Below are 19478 nucleotides of genomic sequence, written 5' to 3'. Positions count from 1 at the left end.
CCAATATTTTGCACATATTCCGCCCATAAAAAAAGGACTGCAATTGCAGTCCTTTTTTGTTGCTGTCTGTTATAACAGCGGCTGATCCAATAAAGCTTAAGCTTCGATATCTATCGTTGCGCTTTCTTGGTTAGGGCCACCCTGTGACACCATTACCATAGCAGGGCGCAGCAAGCGACTGTTCAGCTCATAACCCTTTTGCATCACCAACATCACAGTGTTCGCAGGGAACTCAGCGCTTGGCTGCATGCCAATCGCTTGATGTTGATCTGGGTTAAATGACTGACCTTGTGGATCAATTTGCTTAACCCCAAATTTAGCCACCGCAGTGAGTAAGCTTTTTTGAGTTAACTCAACACCTTGATAAATCGATTTAGTCGCTTCATCTTCTGGGTTAGTCCCCATCAATGCGCGCTCCATGTTATCAAGTACTGGCAACAGTTCATTGGCGAACTTTTCCAAGGCAAACTTGTTCGCCTTTTCCACATCCATTGCGGCACGACGACGAATATTATCGACTTCGGCTGCGGCGCGGATGACTGAATCCTTCTGCTCTTCAACTTTCGCCAAAGCTTCAGCGAGTAACTGTTCCAGCTCTTCAATACGGAAATTGGCCTGGGTAAGCTCATCGATCAGACTTGCTTCTGCGGTAGATACTTCAGACTCTACACCCTCTTGGATCAGATCCTGTTCTGCTTTAATCGATTCGTTGCTCATTTTCACTCCAGCTAAAAATGCTTTGTTTCTGAAATACTCTGGGCATATTATGGGGATCAATTTTGACGTTTCAAGGCCTAAGGCCAGATCTAGCATAAATATGACCACAAAGTTTCATACTATCGGCCTTATCGGCAAACCTCATCACCAAGGGACCAACCAAACCTTAAAACGTCTGCATCATTGGCTGACAATGCAAGGCTTTGAAGTCTTAGTGGAAGAGCGTGTTGCTGCCGAACTAGGGCCCAATATCGAGGCGGTCGATTTACTAGAAATTGGCGCGCGCTGCGACTTAGCCATAGTCGTCGGTGGTGACGGTAACATGCTTGGTGCTGCTAGGGTATTAGCCCGCTTCGATTTAGGCGTGATTGGCGTTAACCGCGGTAATTTGGGCTTCTTAACCGACCTGCCGCCCGATGCCTTTGAAGAAGCGCTCGCCAAAGTCCTCGACGGTGAGTTTGATACCGAGCACAGATTCTTACTTGAAGCCGAAGTCTATCGCCACGGTATGCTCAAGGCGAGCAATACCGCCGTCAACGAAGCCGTACTCCATCCGGGTAAAATTGCCCACATGATTGAGTTTGAGGTCTATATTGACGATCAGTTCATGTACAGCCAGCGTGCCGACGGCATGATAGTGTCAACGCCAACGGGTTCAACGGCTTATGCCCTCTCCGCTGGCGGCGCTATCCTGACGCCTAATTTGCAGGCCCTGATCTTAGTGCCTATGTTTCCGCACACTTTGTCGTGCCGCCCGATTGTCGTCGATGCCTGCAGCACCATTAAAATGGTGGTGTCACCGGACAATGGCGAGAACCTCGAAGTCAGCTGTGATGGCCACGTGCATCTAGCCGTGTTACCGGGCGATGAAATCATAGTGCGCCGCAGCTCAGAACGATTACGCTTAATTCATCCTAAAGGGCACAATTATTTCCACGTGCTACGGACCAAATTAGGCTGGGGCAGCAAGTTGTTTTAAGCCAGCGCATATTTGTCCTATTCCCATTAATTATCGTTCCCCATAAAAGAGACGTCTCCCGTCTCTTTTTTATGCCTTTAATATCCCCATAAAACACGGCGGCTAAATACGAGAAGATCTCATTGAGATAATAGTGAGTGAACTACCCATTAGATTAAATAAACGAGCTGACATTCTCATCCATCGCATTTGCGAATTAATATCACTAACCAGTCTGATAAAAGTTCGCACAGCATTCTTTCGCTTTATTACGTAAACTTTTCGCCTCAATTTAGCCCTGTACTCTCAATAATTCAGCTTAAGCTATTAGAAGCGGTGACTTTTAATTTCAATATTTGCGTTAGCCGCTCAATATCATCGACATTTAAGGCGCGCTGTTCGCTCAAATAAACTGAAAGTAACTTAAATAACGGTTATTTAATTTCATATTAAAGTAAAATTAATTAAGTGACATGCATCACAAGAAAATTCCACCATTTAAAACAGTGATCTAGGTCACTATAAAAAACAGCCTTCCAACTGCAACATTAGCCAACTATAACAATAGCTTGAAATATGCCAGCGTAACTTCGCTAATTCAGCGGCATCACCCTATGCGACCTTAATCACACCTTAAAAATGTCTGAAAAAACCAATAACAGCCTATTAATGAAATAAATGGATCAGTTAATTGCAATAATGACCATCAACTTGAGTGATAACTCTAGTTTTAATAACTAAAATACCGATAACTTAAATTTAATATAATCGAAATAGATATACGCCTAGCCGTCTAAGTGATCACTGTCACAGATAGATAAATCCCCTGAGAGAAGTGTCCCGCAGCACTGTAAATTAGCATTTCATATAGCAGCCAAGATGATCTAGATCATATTAGTCAAGCCCACAATAGCGTCTAGTACACAACACAGAATGTCGAGACCATAACTCGTTGCAGTATTAACTGCTGATTTATCGGTCTGGGAAGTCGACATGAAGGCAGATGAAAAATTCTAATATCAATAATAAGACAGACCACTTTATGAAGAGGCAAGCATGACAATACTTCAACTCCTCGCCAGCTTGACGCCTGTGCTCAGTGTAATGCTATTCCTAGTATTACTCAGAATGCCCGCATCAAAGGCTATGCCCATTTCCATGCTAGTCACTGCGCTAGCCGCTGTGTTTATTTGGCAAATGGATACCACATTACTGGCGGCATCGGTCCTCGAAGGACTGCTTTCAGCCATCACACCTTTAACCATCATTTTTGGTGCAGTGTTCCTACTGAATACCCTGAAATATTCAGGTGCGATGGACACTATCCGCGCAGGTTTCACTAACATCAGCGCCGATGCCCGTGTGCAAGTGATCATCATCTGTTGGTTATTTGGTGCCTTTATCGAAGGCAGTGCAGGCTTTGGTACACCCGCCGCGATTGGCGCACCACTGCTCGTACTGCTTGGCGTGCCACCGGTTGCCGCAGCAGTTGTTGCTTTGATTGCCGACTCTGCCTGTGTGTCCTTCGGCGCGATTGGTCTACCTGTACTCTTTGGTATGGAGCAAGGCTTGACCCAAGGCGGCGTAAGCATGGCTGCGGCGCAAATTGCTGAACATGGCGGCACCTATGCTGACTTTGCGCAGTTTATTGCAATGCACATGATCACTATCGATTTAATCACAGGTTCGTTAATTCCATTAGTGATGGTATCGATTCTGACAGGCTTCTTTGGTCGCAATAAATCCTTCAAAGAAGGCTTAGCGATTTGGAAATTTGCGATTTTTGCAGGTCTTTCGTTTACCGTTCCAGCGTGGATCATCAACTATGTTGCTGGCCCAGAATTCCCATCGGTTATCGGTTCTTTAATCGGTATGGCAATGGTGATCCCAGTCGCTCGCAAAGGCTACTTACTGCCTAAAGCCGCTTGGAATGATTTTGCCGAAAATGACAACCAAGAAACCGCCAAAGTGGAAACCACGGCTAAATTTTCCCAAATTGCCGCTTGGACACCTTACATCATCATGGCTGCGCTGTTAGTGCTGTCACGTACCGTTGCACCGTTAAAAGCCTGGTTATCTGGCTTTAACATCAGCTGGACGGGCTTGATGGGCACTGAACTTAAGGCGAGCTTCGCGACCTTATATGCGCCCGGCGCCTTCTTCGTTGCCGTGTGTATCTTAGGTTTCTTCCTATTCAAAATGAAAAGCCCTGCGATTAAGCAAACGGTCGGTGTGTCATGTAAATCCATGTTACCTACCATTATTTCATTAGGTGCTTCCGTGCCTATGGTGAAAATCTTCTTAAACTCAGGTGTGAATGGTGCGGGCCTAGCCTCTATGCCTGTCGCTTTAGCAGATATGTTGGCAGGTTCCATGGGCGCAGTGTGGGCTTGGATGGCGCCTATCGTCGGTATATTTGGTGCCTTCCTATCGGGTTCTGCAACCTTCTCCAACATGATGTTCTCAGGCCTACAGTACAGTGTGGCTGATAATATCGGCATGAACCACGCTCTCGTCCTTGCCCTACAAGGCATAGGTGCGAACGCCGGTAACATGATGTGTGTGATGAACGTGGTTGCGGCTGCAACGGTAGTCGGTATGGCCGGTAGAGAGTCTGAAATCATCCGTAAAACCATGCCAGTCGCCATTGGTTATGCATTACTTGCGGGCACTATTGCTACCCTTTGGGGTGGTTTCTAAGCCCATTGAAAACTAAGGTCGCTGCGGCGGCCTTGGTCATTTTTAGCGTTAAGAGAGTAGCCTTATGTCAATTAATTATGACGTTGTATATAAAGACTTAATTAAACTGCTCGGCGAGTCCGCAGTATCCAATGATCCTGTTCGCCGCTTCGCTTGGTCTACCGACGCGAGTTATTTCCGCATAGTGCCAGAAATTGTTGTTCATGCTGATAATCTCGAGCAGGCAAAACACACCCTGGCCATTGCTCGCGCTCACAAGGTCCCAGTAACCTTTCGCGCCGCAGGCACCAGTTTATCGGGCCAAGCCATTGGCGATGGTATATTGCTGATCTTAGGCCACGATGGTTTTAGAACCATAGAAGTCAGCCCAGACAGCAACAAGATCACCCTTGGCGCGGCCGTGATTGGCTCCGATGCCAACGCTGCACTTAAGCCATTGAATAAAAAGATAGGCCCAGATCCAGCCACATTAACCTCGGCTATGGTCGGCGGGATTGTGTCCAACAACGCTTCAGGCATGTGCTGCGGCACGGCTCAAAACAGCTATCAAACCATAGCATCAGTCAAACTCTTGTTTGCCGATGGCACTGAATTAGACACAGGCTGCGACAAATCCAAAGCGGCCTTTACCCAATCCCATGGCGAATTATTAGACTCGTTGACTGCGTTAGCAAAACTGACCCGCAGCAATGAAGTCCTCGCCCAGCGCATTCGTAAAAAATATTCCATCAAGAACACCACAGGTTACAGCATCAACTCACTGGTAGATTTCGAAGATCCCTTCGAGCTGATTAACCACTTGATTGTCGGCGCAGAAGGCACTTTAGCCTTTGTGGAAGAAGTCACTTACCACACAGTTGATGAAGCTAAATTTAAAGCCTCCGCTATGGCAGTATTCTTTAACATGGTGGATGCCGCGAGCGCGATTCCGCCGATTATTGGTGACAGTGTTGCCGCCGCCGAATTACTCGACTGGGCATCCATCAAAGCCGTAACAGGCAAAAAAGGCATGCCAGATTGGTTGAGCACATTGCCTGAAGGCGCTGCAATTCTACTGATTGAATCCCGCGCTAACGATGCGCAAACCTTAGAAACCTACACCCAAGATATAATTGCCAAACTGTCACACCTTAAAACTGAACGCCCCATTACCTTCAGTAGCGATGCCAGTGTTTACAGCAAATACTGGGCAATGCGCTCAGGTTTGTTCCCAATTATTGGCGGCGAACGTCCAAAGGGCAGCTCAGTTATTATCGAAGACGTGGCCTTTAACGTTGAACATTTAGCCGAAGCGGCAGCGGATTTAACCGCATTGTTTAACAAACATGGTTACCCAGAAGGGGTGATTTACGGCCATGCATTAGCGGGTAACTTTCACTTTATCATCACGCCGACTTTTGCATCGCAAGCCGATATCGAACGTTTCCAAGGCTTTATGCAAGATGTCGCCGAAATGGTGATCCACAAGTACGACGGTTCAATGAAAGCCGAGCACGGCACGGGCCGCGCGGTAGCGCCCTTTGTTGAAATGGAATGGGGCGCCGATGCCTACACCTTGATGAAACGCATCAAGCATATTTTCGATCCCGAAGGCATGCTCAACCCCGGCGTTATCTTGAACGATGACAGCACAGTGCATGTGAAAAATATTAAGCCCTGCCCTGTGGTCGATGATTTTGTCGATAAGTGTATCGAATGTGGATTCTGCGAAAAAACCTGTCCAACATCGGCACTTAACTTCTCGCCGCGTCAACGTATTGCCACTTTGCGTGAAATCGAGCGCTTAGAGCAGTCTGGTGATAAAGCCGCTGCAGCCGAAATGCGCGCCGCCGCTAAATACGATGTGGTTGATACCTGCGCCGCATGTCAGCTTTGTACCATTGCGTGTCCTGTGGATAACAGCATGGGCCAATTGGTACGTAAGCTGCGCACGCCGTACATCAGTACCACTGAACAGAAAGTATTAGATTTCCAAGCCAAACATTTTGGTGCGGTTAACCAAGTGATCAGCTCAGGTTTTGACATGCTCGGCGTGATCCACAAGATCACCGGCGATGGCATCACCAGTGCGCTGATGAAAACTGGCCGCCTGATTTCGAAAGAAGTGCCGTATTGGAATCCTGATTTCCCGAAAGGCGGCAAGCTGCCAAAACCATCACCTGCAAAAGTAGGCCAAGAAACTGTGGTCTATTTCCCTGCCTGTGGCGGCAGAACCTTTGGCCCAACACCTAAAGATCCCGATAACCGCACTTTGCCAGAAGTAGTCGTCACGCTACTGGAACGCGCGGGTTATAACGTGATTACACCTGAGAAAACCCGCGATTTATGCTGCGGCCAGATGTGGGAATCTAAGGGAGACTTTAAAAACGCCGATGCCAAACGCCAAGAGCTTATCGATGCGGTGAGCAAAATGACCAATGGCGGCAAGCTGCCTGTGGTCGTCGATGCGCTGTCTTGTACTTACCGGACTTTGTCGGGTAATCCAAAAGTGCAGATTATCGACTTAGTTGAGTTTATGCACGACAACCTGCTGACTAAGCTCAACATCAGCAAAAAAGTCAATGTAGCACTGCACTTAGGTTGTAGCGCCCGCAAGATGAAACTTGAGCCTAAGATGCAGGCTATTGCCGATGCGTGCTCAGCCCAAGTGCTTAAACCTGCGGGAATTGACTGCTGCGGTTACGCGGGTGAAAAAGGCTTGTATAAACCAGAAATCAACGCCAGCGCACTGCGTAATATCAAAAAGCTCATTCCTGTCGAGATCAAGGAAGGCTATTACGCCAACCGTATGTGTGAGGTCGGTTTGACTCAACACAGTGGCATTTCCTATCGCCATTTGGCTTATCTACTCGAAGAGTGCAGCCGCTAATCTGGTATGACAATAGTAAACAACGGGGCGATATTTAGCCCCGTTTGTTTATATAAGCGAACTATTCTCATTTATTCATTTTTTAATATTATTGATAAATCTAAAGTGGAAGATATACATTTTTAAACCAACATAATCAGCAAGTTAAAATATTCTCATTTTTGCAAAAATCTACAAGTTCATTTACTAAATTAGGGCTACTTATTCCGCAGAGATAGGCCTATATTTGATCAACTACCTTAGCATTTGTGTGGACTTTAGGGTCGCACAGCAAGGCAATGTCGTTCACTAACAAGAAAGAGAAAACACAATGAAAATCGCCCTTTTCATCCCGTGTCTAGTTAATCAAATGATGCCAGAGGTTGCCATTGCCACCTTGGAATTATTAGAGAAACTCGGGCACCAAGTGATTCTACCCGCGGGTCAAACATGCTGTGGCCAGCCGATGACAAACTCAGGTTGCTTCGATGCAGCGCGCAGCACCACCCTTAAATTGCTCAACGCCTTTAAGGGAGTGGAATGCGACGCTATTGTTTGCCCTGCCGCCTCTTGCTTAGTGGCCGCCAAAGAAAACTTCCACGAGTTTGATAGCAGCCCAGAAGCACAAGCTGTGATCAACAAACTCTATGAACTGACTGAGTTTTTACACGATATCGCGCCGATCCCCGCCTTTACCAAGCCCTTCGCGCACAAAATCAGCCTGCAACTGAGTTGCCATGGTATCCGCATGTTGAACCTCGCCACTCCGAGTGAGCAAATGGGGCCAAGATTCAACAAAGTCGAAGCCGTGCTCGCCAATATTGCTGGCATAGACATAGTGTATCCCGACCGCCGTGACGAATGCTGTGGCTTTGGTGGCACCTTCGCCGTCGATGAAGGCGCAGTGTCGGCCAAAATGGGCAAAGACAAGGCCCAAGCCCATGCTGCAACGGGTGCTGAATATGTGGTGGGTTTTGATCCCTCATGCCTATTGCACCTCGATGGCATGATCCGCAGACAGCAATTGCCGATTGAAATTCGCCACATAGCGCAAGTGCTGAACGCCGCGCTCTAGGAGACTCACCATGGCTTACAATCATAATCACGGGGCTCAAGGCTCACAGGTCCATGCCCATAAAGCCGATATTTTTTGCCGCGACGAAACCCGTGTCGACTGGCATTCAAAAGCCCTGTGGATGCTCAGAGAAAAACGCGACCGCGCCGCGGGTAGCATCCCAGAATGGGAACAACTGCGTCAGTTAGGCTCAGAAATAAAGCTGCACACGCTAACCCATCTTGCTCAATATCTTGAAACCTTTGAACAAAACTGTATCGCCAACGGCATACAAGTCCATTGGGCCAAAGATGGCGCCGAGCACAATCGCATCGTGCATGACATTTTATCCCGCCATAAAGTCAAAAAATTGGTGAAGTCTAAGTCTATGCTGACCGAGGAATGCCACCTCAATCCGTACTTAGAACAGCGCGGCATTGAAGTCATAGATACCGACTTAGGTGAGCGGATTATTCAACTCGCTAAAATGCCGCCATCACACATAGTCGTGCCCGCGATCCATATGAAGAAAGAAGAAGTCGGCGAACTCTTCCATGAGAAAATCGGCACTAAAGCGGGGGGATCCGATCCCTTGTATTTAACCCGCGCCGCCCGTGCCCACCTGCGTGAACAGTTCCTTAGCGCCGATGCCGCGATGACAGGCGTAAACATGGCGATTGCCGATAAAGGCGCCGTGGTGGTTTGCACCAACGAAGGCAACGCCGACATGGGCGCTAACCTGCCTAAGTTGCAGTTGCATTCAATGGGGATCGACAAAGTGGTGCCCGATATCGATAGCGCAGCCGTCTTGCTACGCACACTGGCGCGCAACGCCACAGGCCAACCTGTTACGACTTACAGCGCCTTTTACCGTGGCCCACAGCCCGAAGGTGAGATGCATATTATTATCGTCGACAACGGCCGCACTGAGATGCTCAAGGATAAAATCCTTGCAGAATCATTGAAGTGTATCCGTTGTGGTGGTTGCCTCAATACCTGCCCTGTGTATCGTCGCTCTGGCGGTTACAGCTACAACTACACCATTCCGGGCCCAATTGGCATCGCAGTGGGCGCTAAGATTGATGACACTAACTCGATTGCTTGGGCCTGTACCTTGTGCGGCAGCTGTACCTATATCTGCCCGACTAAGGTGCCGCTCGATAAGATTATTTTCCACCACAGACGCCTTAAGGCTGAAGCTGGAAAACTCCCCTATGGCAAAAACAGTTACATGCCATTAGTGGGTAAATTTATGGCAAGCGAAACCATGCTGAACTGCTCTATGAGTGTGGCGAGAACCGCGCTGCGCATTCTACCGGGTAGTCTGTTAAAACCCTTTAGCGGTGCATGGGGTAAATACCGTGAACTGCCCGTCGCCCCGAACTCCAGCTTCGAAGCTTGGTTTAAGAAACACAGGAGCCTATAAGATGTCTAGTAAACTTGAAATTCTCAATGCGCTCAAACTGTCGGCCTTAACAAATCATCCTATGCCAAGCATAGATGTGACGCCAAGGGTCGAAAATCTCGTCGGCCAGTTCGAGACCAACCTCAATACGGTCGCGGGTACGCTGCATAAAGAAGGTGGCTTAGTCGCCCTGCAAGCCAAAGTCGATGAACATATCGCCCAAGGGTTACAGGTCATCTCCCTTGTAGAGGGTGTCACGGCAAACCGTGAAATGCCACCCACTGCCCACGAGCTCAAAAACATAGATTATGCAGTGATCCCAGGTGACATTGGCGTTGCCGAAAACGGTGCCATTTGGGTGAACAATAAAAATTTAGGCCACAGAGTCACGCCTTTTATCTGTGAAAACCTGATCTTAGCCCTGCCAGCGAATAAGATTGTGCCGACCCTACATCAGGCAGCTAAAGAAATCACGCTAGCCTCAGGTGAGTTCGGGGTGTTTATCGCGGGTCCATCAAAAACCGCCGATATCGAACAAGCCCTCGTCGTCGGCGCCCACGGCGCCTGCAGCTTGAACGTGTATTTGCTTTAATGCCTCGAGATTTAATGTAACCAAGAAAACGCAAAGGTTACGGGACAATCGAATACGAAAGCCGCCTTCATTAGCGGCTTTCTTATTGAGACTTCACTGAATGATATTTGAGTTGTAGGCTGATAAACCACTAACACAGCTTACCAATTAACGTTTATTGACTAACAGTTTAAAGGCTTGCCATGGCATTCACTCGCCGACTCGGTGAATAGAAACCTAGGGCCTCTAAGCTTATGAACGAGAGCCATGGTCGTTCTCATGCATCCCTGCATTGCACGACATTCAGGCGTCCTGCCTATCAGATAGCGAACTGGTAGTTAAACACGGATGTTGTTCAAGTCAATCCGTGGATGCAAAGCCGCGCCATCCTGCTCTTTGATGAACGGCGCTATCTCTGACATTTATCTGCGTACGTTAGTGAACGCTTAAATATAAATTTAATATTAAGATGTTGATTTAAAGTGTGATATTGCTACGACCTAAGGCAATCGTTAGTGATAAGAAGGGGAGCTTTATCAAGTCGCTTTAACCTCGTGCGATAGCGCACATACTGAGGATACCTTGGTCGTATCCTCGACTCGGTTGGCTGTATTCTCGACTATGTCTATTAGGCATTTATAGTAAAGGTGAGTAAATGAACGAGGTATTACTACAAATCAAGGCGCTCACCAATGGTGATCCTTTGTTGACGGCTGTCATTGTTGGAGTATTAACATTAACGTTAATTGGACTCGTAGGCTACATCCTAAAAGATGTCCCCGCGAAGCTGTTAAGTTGGCTCAGTTGCCTGCTGTTTGTGCGGCTCACTATCGACGATAGCCATCAGGCGCGCACAGAGGTATTCAATAAACTGTCCTTTTTGATCAGTAATACTACCATTCCGTTTTTTTCTCGCTCTATCTCTGAGGCTGTGTACTTTGACTATAGTATGAGTTACGACGGGCGTGTCAGTGTTAAGTCTATCGGCTACGGTATGCACCTGTTTAAATACCATGGTTGTATCATGTTGGCGACCCGTACTAAGGTCGATAGTACGATGGCATACGATACTATTACTGTAAGTGCACCATGGTGGGCAAAAGATAAACTACATAGTTTTTTAGAAGATACTCGTGGAGACATCTCTACTGAGCCGAAAGTTAATATTTTCGAAGAAACCGAATGGTGTCGCTATGGCATATTGAAATCATCGGGTTTTAGTGAATTAGTGCTTGATGAAGGGTTTAAGCAGGAGTTGATGGGGGAAGTTGATAACTTCGCAAGTAGGGGAGAATCGGTTGTAAGTAAGCTAACCATACTGTTACATGGAAAAACGGGTACAGGTAAGACGGGTATAGCGAGAGCCTTAGCTGTTGAGTATCATCGCGATCTATACATATTGAATCTATCGACTGTAAATGATGCCACTATTCATAAGGCTATTAGAAAGGTACCGCCCGGAGCTATGTTGTTAATAGAGGACTGTGACTGTGTAAAGGCTACGGTATCACGAACTGCTGAAAGCAATGCAGATAACCCACCACTCACTTTAGGTGGCGTTCTAAACGCGTTAGACGGAATCATTCCTCTTGATGACTGCCTTGTAATAATGACCACAAATCATCCTGATAATCTTGACCCAGCGTTGATACGTAAAGGTCGTGTAGATGTCAGTATTGAAGTACCACTTATTAGTGCAAAACAGGTTAATGAAGACTACTTTGAGCGTTTTGGCGCAGTTCTTAATAGAACTGAGCCATTGTTAGGTTGTGAAGTCTATGAACTCCATCGCAGAGCGAACTTAAGATATGGTGTGTGTTGTAAGCCAGTGTAAACCTCTTCCTCTGTAATAGACGGGAGTGTCTTCAACACTTATCTGAGTTCTGCGAGGGTGCGGCATACAAACCTCCTTGTTTAATGCTTAACCCAAGCATAGTCAGAGATTAACAACTGCACTATAAAGCGCTGGGTGTCTTTGTATTCATCAGAGCTTAAAGCCACTCATGCTTGAAACCTTTTCTTGTCATTAAAGCGTGAGAAAAAACGAAACCCAAAACTGGTGTAAAAAGTAAAGTAAATAAAACCCATATGGCAGGGCTACTTTTATTTTTGGATGCTAATACACCTAAAGGAATACAATACACAAACAGTAAGGCTCCTATGTAAATCCCAAGTTCCAACTCTTTATTGATAATAGCGAAGGCAACCATGATAAAAATGGAAACTAGAGCCATGCACAAGATTGCGTACCATTTTCTATTTTCACGTTTATATTTGATAAACGCTTCTTCACCAAGTAATACTTTTTGGCTTATTTCTAAACCACGAACAGTTTGCATAATTTGACCTTAAGTTCTAATGATTAGCGAAACGTAGTGAGCGATTCGAGCTACTTGGATAACGCAAAAATCTGGCCATCCATTTTAGATCAACAACATAATGCACTTTTGGTTTGTCTACAACTTGTACGAGCAAAAATTGCTTAAATTAGAGTCATTAAAAGTTGAAGGGCTAAAGCTGATGCATAAAAATGAGCTAACTCATTAAAAAACTGGTGTATTTTAGACATGCTAACCCACCCAATAAAACAAATGGGCAGTGATTGATTTGGATAAGCAAGGTTACAGTGAGTTGCAGGACATGACATCCCATTTTTAAGCTAGGCCAGTCAATAATTGATTTTTTATTTTTTATAAGGGAACGACCAAGTGTTCTTGGGCGTTTTTATATTTGGATTAACCAATCGCAATGCATCGTATAGTTCGCTTCGCTTATATGGATAGTTGGGACTCAATAAAACTGATGAACCATTATTCATTTTCACTGAAATGAGGCTAGCGTTTGCGCCTATATCTGTACTGTGTTCAATTTCAATAATGTCTTGCGGATTGACGCTGAACGTCCATTCTTTAAAAGTAGGATGAAATGAGCTCAACTCAGAATTTGTAAGCTTGATATAAAATTTTGCCGGATGAGTAAGTAACCATGCTGCTAGCAACAATAGTACAAGCTCTGACCCAACAACAATATATTTTATATAAAACAAGAATTCGTCATAAAAAGGCTCATTTTTTGAAATCAACATCCAAATAAGCCAAAGGATAAGCGGCAAAAATAGCATATTGAAAACGAGCACTTTGGCTTGTTGTTTTCGGCTTCTTTCGTAATAGAAAAATGTGCGTTCGATATGCATACATTTAACGCCCAGATTTAGCACGAAAAGCTGCGCGGCGGGTTGACGTTGCAGCCGGCACTTTTTGCTGGCGATAACATTTGTTTGTTATGTATCCGATGATTCATTAAACAATAACTTATTTGAAAATGGATCTGTCACAGTGAAACACCTCGCCCCCCCAAGTTGCCTCTTCAATGCTTGGCTTATTATATTTGTATGGCATTGCAGTAATTTGTGTAAAAAGTTTATCTAGGTTGCTGACATTCACGAAAACCTTACTGCCAGGCGTGCAGTCACCGGAATGTTCACTTAGGTGTAAAACAAAATTGCCAAGCGACACTTGCATATAAATAGGGTAACCCTCTTCAAAACGATGTTCCCAATCTAACTCCATGCCAAGAAAACCAAGATAAAACTCTTTGGCTTTATCTTCATCAAAAATCCGCATAATTGGGATAGCCTGAAACTCCATGTCAACAACTCCATCACTGATAAAACCAAACAACTGACTATTCTAAATCGACAACATAATGCACTTTAGGGTTACCTACAACACGCTCAGATTAAAATGGCTTATTAAACGAGCGCTTTGACAAATTGAGGATATAAAAAATGGCAGCGAAAAAGACTTGCGCTGCCATTTCGATGAAAAAGGCTCAGTCGATGTTTTCACAACAATCCGTTACATAAAGGCTTTAGTGAACGCTTCCTTCGACTGGCGAATGTAGTTACGAGCGCTTTGGGCGTGTTGCTCCCATACAGCGCGATCGCTTGGGTCGGTGAAGGGGTTTTGTTCAGTGGCAATCGAACGTTCAAATTTGTCGTAGAAGGTTAGCATGGCCGAAGTGATCTGGTTAAAACGCTCCTTGAATTCTTGAAATTCATCAATCTTCTCAGTGGTTTTAATCATGTATTGCACCAGTTCCGCATTGCTATTAGAAGCGAGTAAGGCTTCTGCTTTAGCGCTGATATTGGCGCTGGCCTCAGTAATCACAAGTGCTCGGGTCTGCTCGTCTTTACTCATCACTCGGCTGTAGTTTTCAGGCGTGCGGGCAATGCCGGCATGCTGTAAATAGCCGCGTAGATGCTTATCGAGATCCTTACGGAACGTATCTAAGTTCTTCTGCATGCTGACTAAATCATTATCTAGTGCCGTGACTTGTTGCAGCTCTTTTTCGATTTCAGACATAAAGCGTTCGGCCTGCTGATAAATTTTCAGACCATTTTCTTCGGCAAACTTTTTATCGCTACGGCTCAAGTCGCTGTTGTCATAGTTGGAGCGATCGAAGGTCGCGGCCAAGAATGATTTAAAGGGTTCGGCAAAGGCGGAATAAGCACCGGCACTGACCACATTTAAGGTCGCGGTGGCTAAGTCGCCAAAGGGTTTCACCATAGAACCCAAGCGTGCCTGCTGGATAGGTGATGCCACACGTTTAGTGTCGGATAGCACCGACCTAAAGGTGTTATATCCCATAGGGTTAGACATCTTGTTGCGCTCAGATGTCGCCAACACAAAGGTGATACTGGAATAGATGGCATTCGAGTATTCAAGGTATTGTCTTTGGCTCTCAAGCTGGGCGGCGTAGTTTTTACCTAAGGTGCGGAACGACTCAGACTGCACTTCGTAGTTCTTGTCAGCTTTAAGCTTATCTAAGATGCCACCGATAATTTTCTGCTCATTTTTTTGCAGGGCCATATCGAGGCGAATTTTATCTAAGCTCAAATCATCCAGACTGATGGGGCCATTAATGGACTCAATGTCGAGGCGAATATACTGGCGGCTCGGATCGTCGATAGAGACTCTGTGTGCTAAATACTCGTTCGCACCCGGAGTGATATCGATTAAGGCAACATGCTGCCACTGGGCATCGAGCTTTAATACTGGTGAGGTTAATACATTGATTCGATACTGGGTTTGAGTATTTTGGGTTTTAACCCAAAACTCCAATAGACCCGCTTCAGAAATGGGGTACTTGCTGACTATGCTGCTATTACCTTCGGCACATAACAGCGCACTTTCACCACTGTGGGGTTCTGCGCCTTCAAATTGACAACCCATGATCCACGACCAAGGTTGAGATAAACGATTGCCTTCAAAGTCGCTGGCAAACACTAACTCATTCTCTTTGGCACTGGCATTAACAGTGGTTAACACGCCAAGCAACAGCATAGAAATGACTGCAGTGGTGCGCATAAGGGCCTCATAAAACATAAATTACTAAAATCAACGAGCGAGTCATTCGGCTCAATACCCAGTTATATCAACGATCAACTGACCCGAGTTTCATAGCGAATCTAGCTGGTTTTCTGAGGGTTATGACCTCGAAAAAACCGCCCGCTTGAAGGCGTCATTTTTGATAGCAGATTAAACCAGCGAAATGTATCAGAGGCCATCATCCCACGCTAGCCCTAAGTCATGTTTGGCGCAGAAAGATAGTCGTTGAATGGCAATCGGGGCCATGAATCGCCCCGATACTGAAAACAATCGTGAAATTAATGGTGAAATCAATTATAAAATCGATTATGAAACTCAGGGAAAACTAACTACTTATGTCCGCTATTCTGGTTCTGTTCTTCCCGCTTGTCTGGCCGCTTATTTTGCCTTCTTTTGCCCTCTTCCCTCATCATCAGCGCACGCAAAAAAGCAGGCACAGACAAGACTTGAACAAAACAGAGTTATTGCAGCCGCGCCTCGACTCGCTTCATGGCGTAGAACATCCATATCGTCAGAATAGTGCTACAGGTTGCGAGCGATACCCACACACCAATCACGCCAAACATCCAAGCGAAGCAGTAGATAATCGCAGCGATTAGGATAAGTTTCGCGCCGGTCAGCATAGAGGCTTGTTTCGAGCAATTAATCGCTTGGAAGAAACTCGCGCCGACTAAGATTAAGCCTTCCATTGGTAAGCCCCAGAAATACCAGCGCATACCTTCAATCGCCACAGGCGTTAGGTTCTGATTATCGCCGGCAAACAAATACACTAGCCATTCAGGGCGAGAATAAATCAGCGCTAAGCCCAAGGCTGCGGTGAGCAGCGTCATGCCAAAGGCAATATTACGTGCTTGCTTAACCCTATCGAAACGCCCAGCGCCCGCATTAAAGCTATAAATTGGCTGCGTGCCGAGGGCAATACCTTCAAAAATCAGATAGAAGAATGCTTCTGTGTAACTCACCACACCATAGGCTGCCACGTGTAAGGGGCCGCCCACCCACAAAAAAGCTGTGTTGTGCAGGGTTAACACTATCGACAAATAAAGGTTCATCAAAAAGCTGGGTAAACCCACGCGGGCTATGTTCAAGCAATTGTCGAGCTTAAGCTTCATCTGCTCAAGGTCGATCCTCAACTGAGTCCGAGGACTGAAAAAGTGCTGCAAACACAAAAGCCCAGTCACCGCCTGCGACATCATGGTCGCAATCGCAGCGCCCGCTAAACCAAAGGGGAAGACCACAATAAACAGCCAATCTAAGAAAGTGTTTAATACACCGCCCAAGATCAACACCCAAGTTACCATGGATGGCCGACCATCATTACGTAGCAGTGTGGTGAAGGTCATTGAAATAATAGGGAAATGACACAGAGCGAAATACCAGAACAAGTATTCGTTGGCGTTTTCGAGAATATCCCCCTGCGCCCCGAGGGCGATCAAAATATCCCGCGAGAATATCCCACCCATGAGGGCAAAAATGGCCCCCGCCAATAAACACAAACTAAAAGCATTACCGAGCAATTTACGGGCCTTAGCCACATTACCTTGACCAAGATTGATCGACACTAATGCCGCGCTGCCCATGCCGATCATGGCGCCAATCGCATACAAAATAGCGCCGACTGGATAGGCTAACATCATCCCCGCCAGCCCAGTTTCACCCAAATAGTGGCCAACGAAGATGCCATCAATCGTCACATAGACGCCCGTCACCAACATAGAGGCAATGGTGGGTATGGTATAGCGCCAAAAAAGCTTCGCAATCGGCTCCTCGAGCAGGCTCATATCCGCAGGAGCATGATTAGATGTTATTGCTGTCATTAGCGTTTCTCACAAAAAAGGGGGCAAGAGTCGTATCTATTTAGAAAAATGATCGGGTGAACAAAAATGCGACAATGGATTGTACCTAAAATCAGCCGTAACTCAAAGCAAGTTAAGTATGAAGATGTAACCACAAAGATTAATCATCACAATGACTTAAGTCTACACAGTCCAATTTCAGTCAAATGACAAACCGAGCACAGTCCAATAACAGATGTAGGCTAACTCATCATTTTTTGCTACTTTTTTGGTCTTTAAGGCCGAATTAGGTAAAGTATCAGCTCAAGCAAGCCTATTCGCGTATTTTAGCAAGATAAAATGATTAACTATAAAAACTTAAAATGTTGATAATTAATGGTTTAATTAATAATAAATTCAATAAAAACAATAAGGGAAGGACATGAGTCAGAATAGTCCAAATGCAGGTAACGACCTGCGGGAAGTCAAACAGCTCGGTATGTGGGCTTCCATTACTAGCTTAGGTTATGTGTTTTGGCTGGTCGGCGGGATGGAGTTAGTCGAGCGTATCGCTTACTACGGCGTAAAAGCCAGTGCTGGACTGTACGCTAAAGCGCCTGAGTCTGCTGGCGGCCTAGGGATCAGCCTAAGCGACTACGGCATTATTATTTCCCTGTGGGCGATCATGCAAACTTTTGTGCCTGTATTCACCGGTGGCATCTCTGACCGCGTCGGCTACAAAGAAACCATCTTTGGCTCCACCATCATTAAAATCTTTGGCTATCTGGTGATGGCATTCTTCCCCAGTTTTTGGGGCTTTCTTGCTGGCGCATTACTCCTCGCCATCGGTACTGGGATATTTAAACCGGGCATTCAAGGCACCTTAGTGCTGTCCACCAATCGCAATAATACCTCTATGGCTTGGGGCATTTTTTACCAAGTCGTCAACATTGGCGGTTTCCTCGGGCCGTTAGTGGCCGTACATATGCGCCAATTGTCGTGGGACAATGTGTTTTTCGCCTGCGCCGCGATTATCTCACTCAACTTCTTATTTTTACTGACTTATACAGAGCCAGGTAAAGCCGAGCGACTCGCGCGTAACAAACAAATCAAGTCAGGTGAAGTCAAACAAGAAGCCCTGTGGCGTGATGCTTGGCGTGAGCTGAAAAAGCCGATTGTGATTTACTACATGTTGGTATTTTCAGGCTTTTGGTTCCTGTTCAATGCCCTATTCGATGTGTTGCCTATCCATATTTCCGAATGGGTCGATACCAGCGTAATAGTCACATCCCTTTTTGGCAGCGAAGGCACCAGTAACGGCATTCTGCAATTTTGGCTTGGCCTCAATAACGAAGGCACTAAGGTGATGCCCGAAGGCATGCTCAACCTTAATGCGGGCCTGATCATGACCTGCTGCTTTATCGTCGCCGCGCTGACGGCTAAATACCGTATCACTACTGCTATGTTTGTTGGTTGTTTGCTGAGTATTTTGGCCTTTGTATTTATCGGCGCCTTCCATGCGGCTTGGTTTATCGTGCTCGCAATTGCGATGTTCTCCATTGGCGAAATGATGATTAGCCCGAAGAAAAATGAGTTTATGGGCAACATAGCGCCCGAAGGTAAAAAAGCCATGTACTTGGGCTTTGTGATGTTACCCCAAGGGATCGGCTGGGGATTAGAAGGCTACTTTGGCCCTAAACTCTATGAAATTTATGCATCGAAAGAATTATTTTCGCGGGATTTATTGCTAGATCGCGGCATGAACAGCACTGAGGTTAGCGCCATTCCCCAAGGTGAAGCCTTTACTACCTTGGTGAGCTACACAGGTGAAAGCGCCCAGGATCTTACCCAACTGCTGTACCACAGCCATAACATTGGCATGGCGTGGTACATCATCGCCGCCATAGGGACTATCTCAGCAGTGGGGATTTTTATCTATGGTAAGTGGTTACTCACACTGCAAAGAGCCCAGCAAGCCGCCTAAGCGGGACTCGCTGACCTCATTCGGGGTAAGGGCGATAAAGACAAGATAAGGGCTAGATAATGGCAAGGTGAGGAGC

General features: G+C 46.1%; 14 protein-coding genes. 8 read left to right on the top strand and 6 right to left on the bottom strand.

Annotation, left to right across the window (positions count from 1 at the left end; all coding sequences use genetic code 11):
* Nucleotides 1-96: 96 nt before the first annotated feature.
* Complete coding sequence (gene grpE, locus AC5YB3_RS18365; RefSeq protein ID WP_006080881.1) at nucleotides 97-717, bottom strand: nucleotide exchange factor GrpE; 621 nt, start codon at nucleotides 715-717, stop codon at nucleotides 97-99.
* A 100-nt stretch (nucleotides 718-817) separates the two neighbouring features.
* On the opposite strand from grpE, the gene nadK reads away from it, so the two are divergent.
* The 7 genes from nadK (at nucleotide 818) to AC5YB3_RS18330 (ending at nucleotide 12087) form a co-directional block, all read left to right on the top strand.
* Complete coding sequence (gene nadK, locus AC5YB3_RS18360; RefSeq protein WP_012588194.1) at nucleotides 818-1696, top strand: NAD(+) kinase; 879 nt, start codon at nucleotides 818-820, stop codon at nucleotides 1694-1696.
* 1035 nt (nucleotides 1697-2731) lie between these two features.
* A complete protein-coding gene (locus AC5YB3_RS18355; protein ID WP_006085150.1) occupies nucleotides 2732-4375 on the top strand; it encodes an L-lactate permease in 1644 nt (547 codons plus the stop codon).
* 64 nt (nucleotides 4376-4439) lie between these two features.
* Nucleotides 4440-7244, top strand: a complete 2805-nt coding sequence (locus AC5YB3_RS18350) for an FAD-binding and (Fe-S)-binding domain-containing protein (RefSeq protein ID WP_107404115.1) — start codon at nucleotides 4440-4442, stop codon at nucleotides 7242-7244.
* 310 nt (nucleotides 7245-7554) lie between these two features.
* On the top strand, nucleotides 7555-8298 hold the full coding sequence (locus AC5YB3_RS18345) for a (Fe-S)-binding protein (RefSeq protein ID WP_107404114.1): 744 nt from the start codon (nucleotides 7555-7557) through the stop codon (nucleotides 8296-8298).
* 10 nt (nucleotides 8299-8308) lie between these two features.
* Complete coding sequence (locus AC5YB3_RS18340; protein WP_226058769.1) at nucleotides 8309-9703, top strand: lactate utilization protein B; 1395 nt, start codon at nucleotides 8309-8311, stop codon at nucleotides 9701-9703.
* 1 nt (nucleotide 9704) lies between these two features.
* Nucleotides 9705-10274, top strand: a complete 570-nt coding sequence (locus AC5YB3_RS18335) for a LutC/YkgG family protein (RefSeq protein WP_006080875.1) — start codon at nucleotides 9705-9707, stop codon at nucleotides 10272-10274.
* A 634-nt stretch (nucleotides 10275-10908) separates the two neighbouring features.
* A complete protein-coding gene (locus AC5YB3_RS18330; protein ID WP_107404112.1) occupies nucleotides 10909-12087 on the top strand; it encodes an AAA family ATPase in 1179 nt (392 codons plus the stop codon).
* 157 nt (nucleotides 12088-12244) lie between these two features.
* Here the strand turns inward: AC5YB3_RS18330 and AC5YB3_RS18325 are convergent, their stop codons facing one another.
* The 5 genes from AC5YB3_RS18325 to AC5YB3_RS18305 all read right to left on the bottom strand — a co-directional run bounded on the left by AC5YB3_RS18325 (nucleotide 12245) and on the right by AC5YB3_RS18305 (nucleotide 17460).
* On the bottom strand, nucleotides 12245-12592 hold the full coding sequence (locus AC5YB3_RS18325) for a hypothetical protein (RefSeq protein WP_006080873.1): 348 nt from the start codon (nucleotides 12590-12592) through the stop codon (nucleotides 12245-12247).
* A 344-nt stretch (nucleotides 12593-12936) separates the two neighbouring features.
* The gene (locus tag AC5YB3_RS18320; protein WP_071939135.1) at nucleotides 12937-13446 is read right to left on the bottom strand and encodes a hypothetical protein; all 510 of its coding nucleotides are present in this window, start codon (nucleotides 13444-13446) and stop codon (nucleotides 12937-12939) included.
* A 118-nt stretch (nucleotides 13447-13564) separates the two neighbouring features.
* The gene (locus AC5YB3_RS18315) at nucleotides 13565-13900 is read right to left on the bottom strand and encodes a glyoxalase superfamily protein (RefSeq protein ID WP_494525891.1); all 336 of its coding nucleotides are present in this window, start codon (nucleotides 13898-13900) and stop codon (nucleotides 13565-13567) included.
* A 210-nt stretch (nucleotides 13901-14110) separates the two neighbouring features.
* Entirely contained in the window at nucleotides 14111-15622 is a 1512-nt protein-coding gene (gene bdpA, locus AC5YB3_RS18310) for a BAR domain-like protein A BdpA (RefSeq protein ID WP_006085141.1), read from the bottom strand.
* A 482-nt stretch (nucleotides 15623-16104) separates the two neighbouring features.
* A complete protein-coding gene (locus AC5YB3_RS18305) occupies nucleotides 16105-17460 on the bottom strand; it encodes an MATE family efflux transporter (RefSeq protein ID WP_063882661.1) in 1356 nt (451 codons plus the stop codon).
* Between the two features lie 400 nt (nucleotides 17461-17860).
* Here AC5YB3_RS18305 and AC5YB3_RS18300 point away from each other — a divergent pair, with 400 nt between their 5' ends.
* Entirely contained in the window at nucleotides 17861-19402 is a 1542-nt protein-coding gene (locus AC5YB3_RS18300; protein ID WP_494525890.1) for an MFS transporter, read from the top strand.
* The last annotated feature ends 76 nt before the right edge of the window (nucleotides 19403-19478 follow it).

It is taken from the genome of Shewanella sp. 1311 (assembly GCF_059338235.1).
This window is presented reverse-complemented; position numbering and strand designations above follow the sequence as displayed.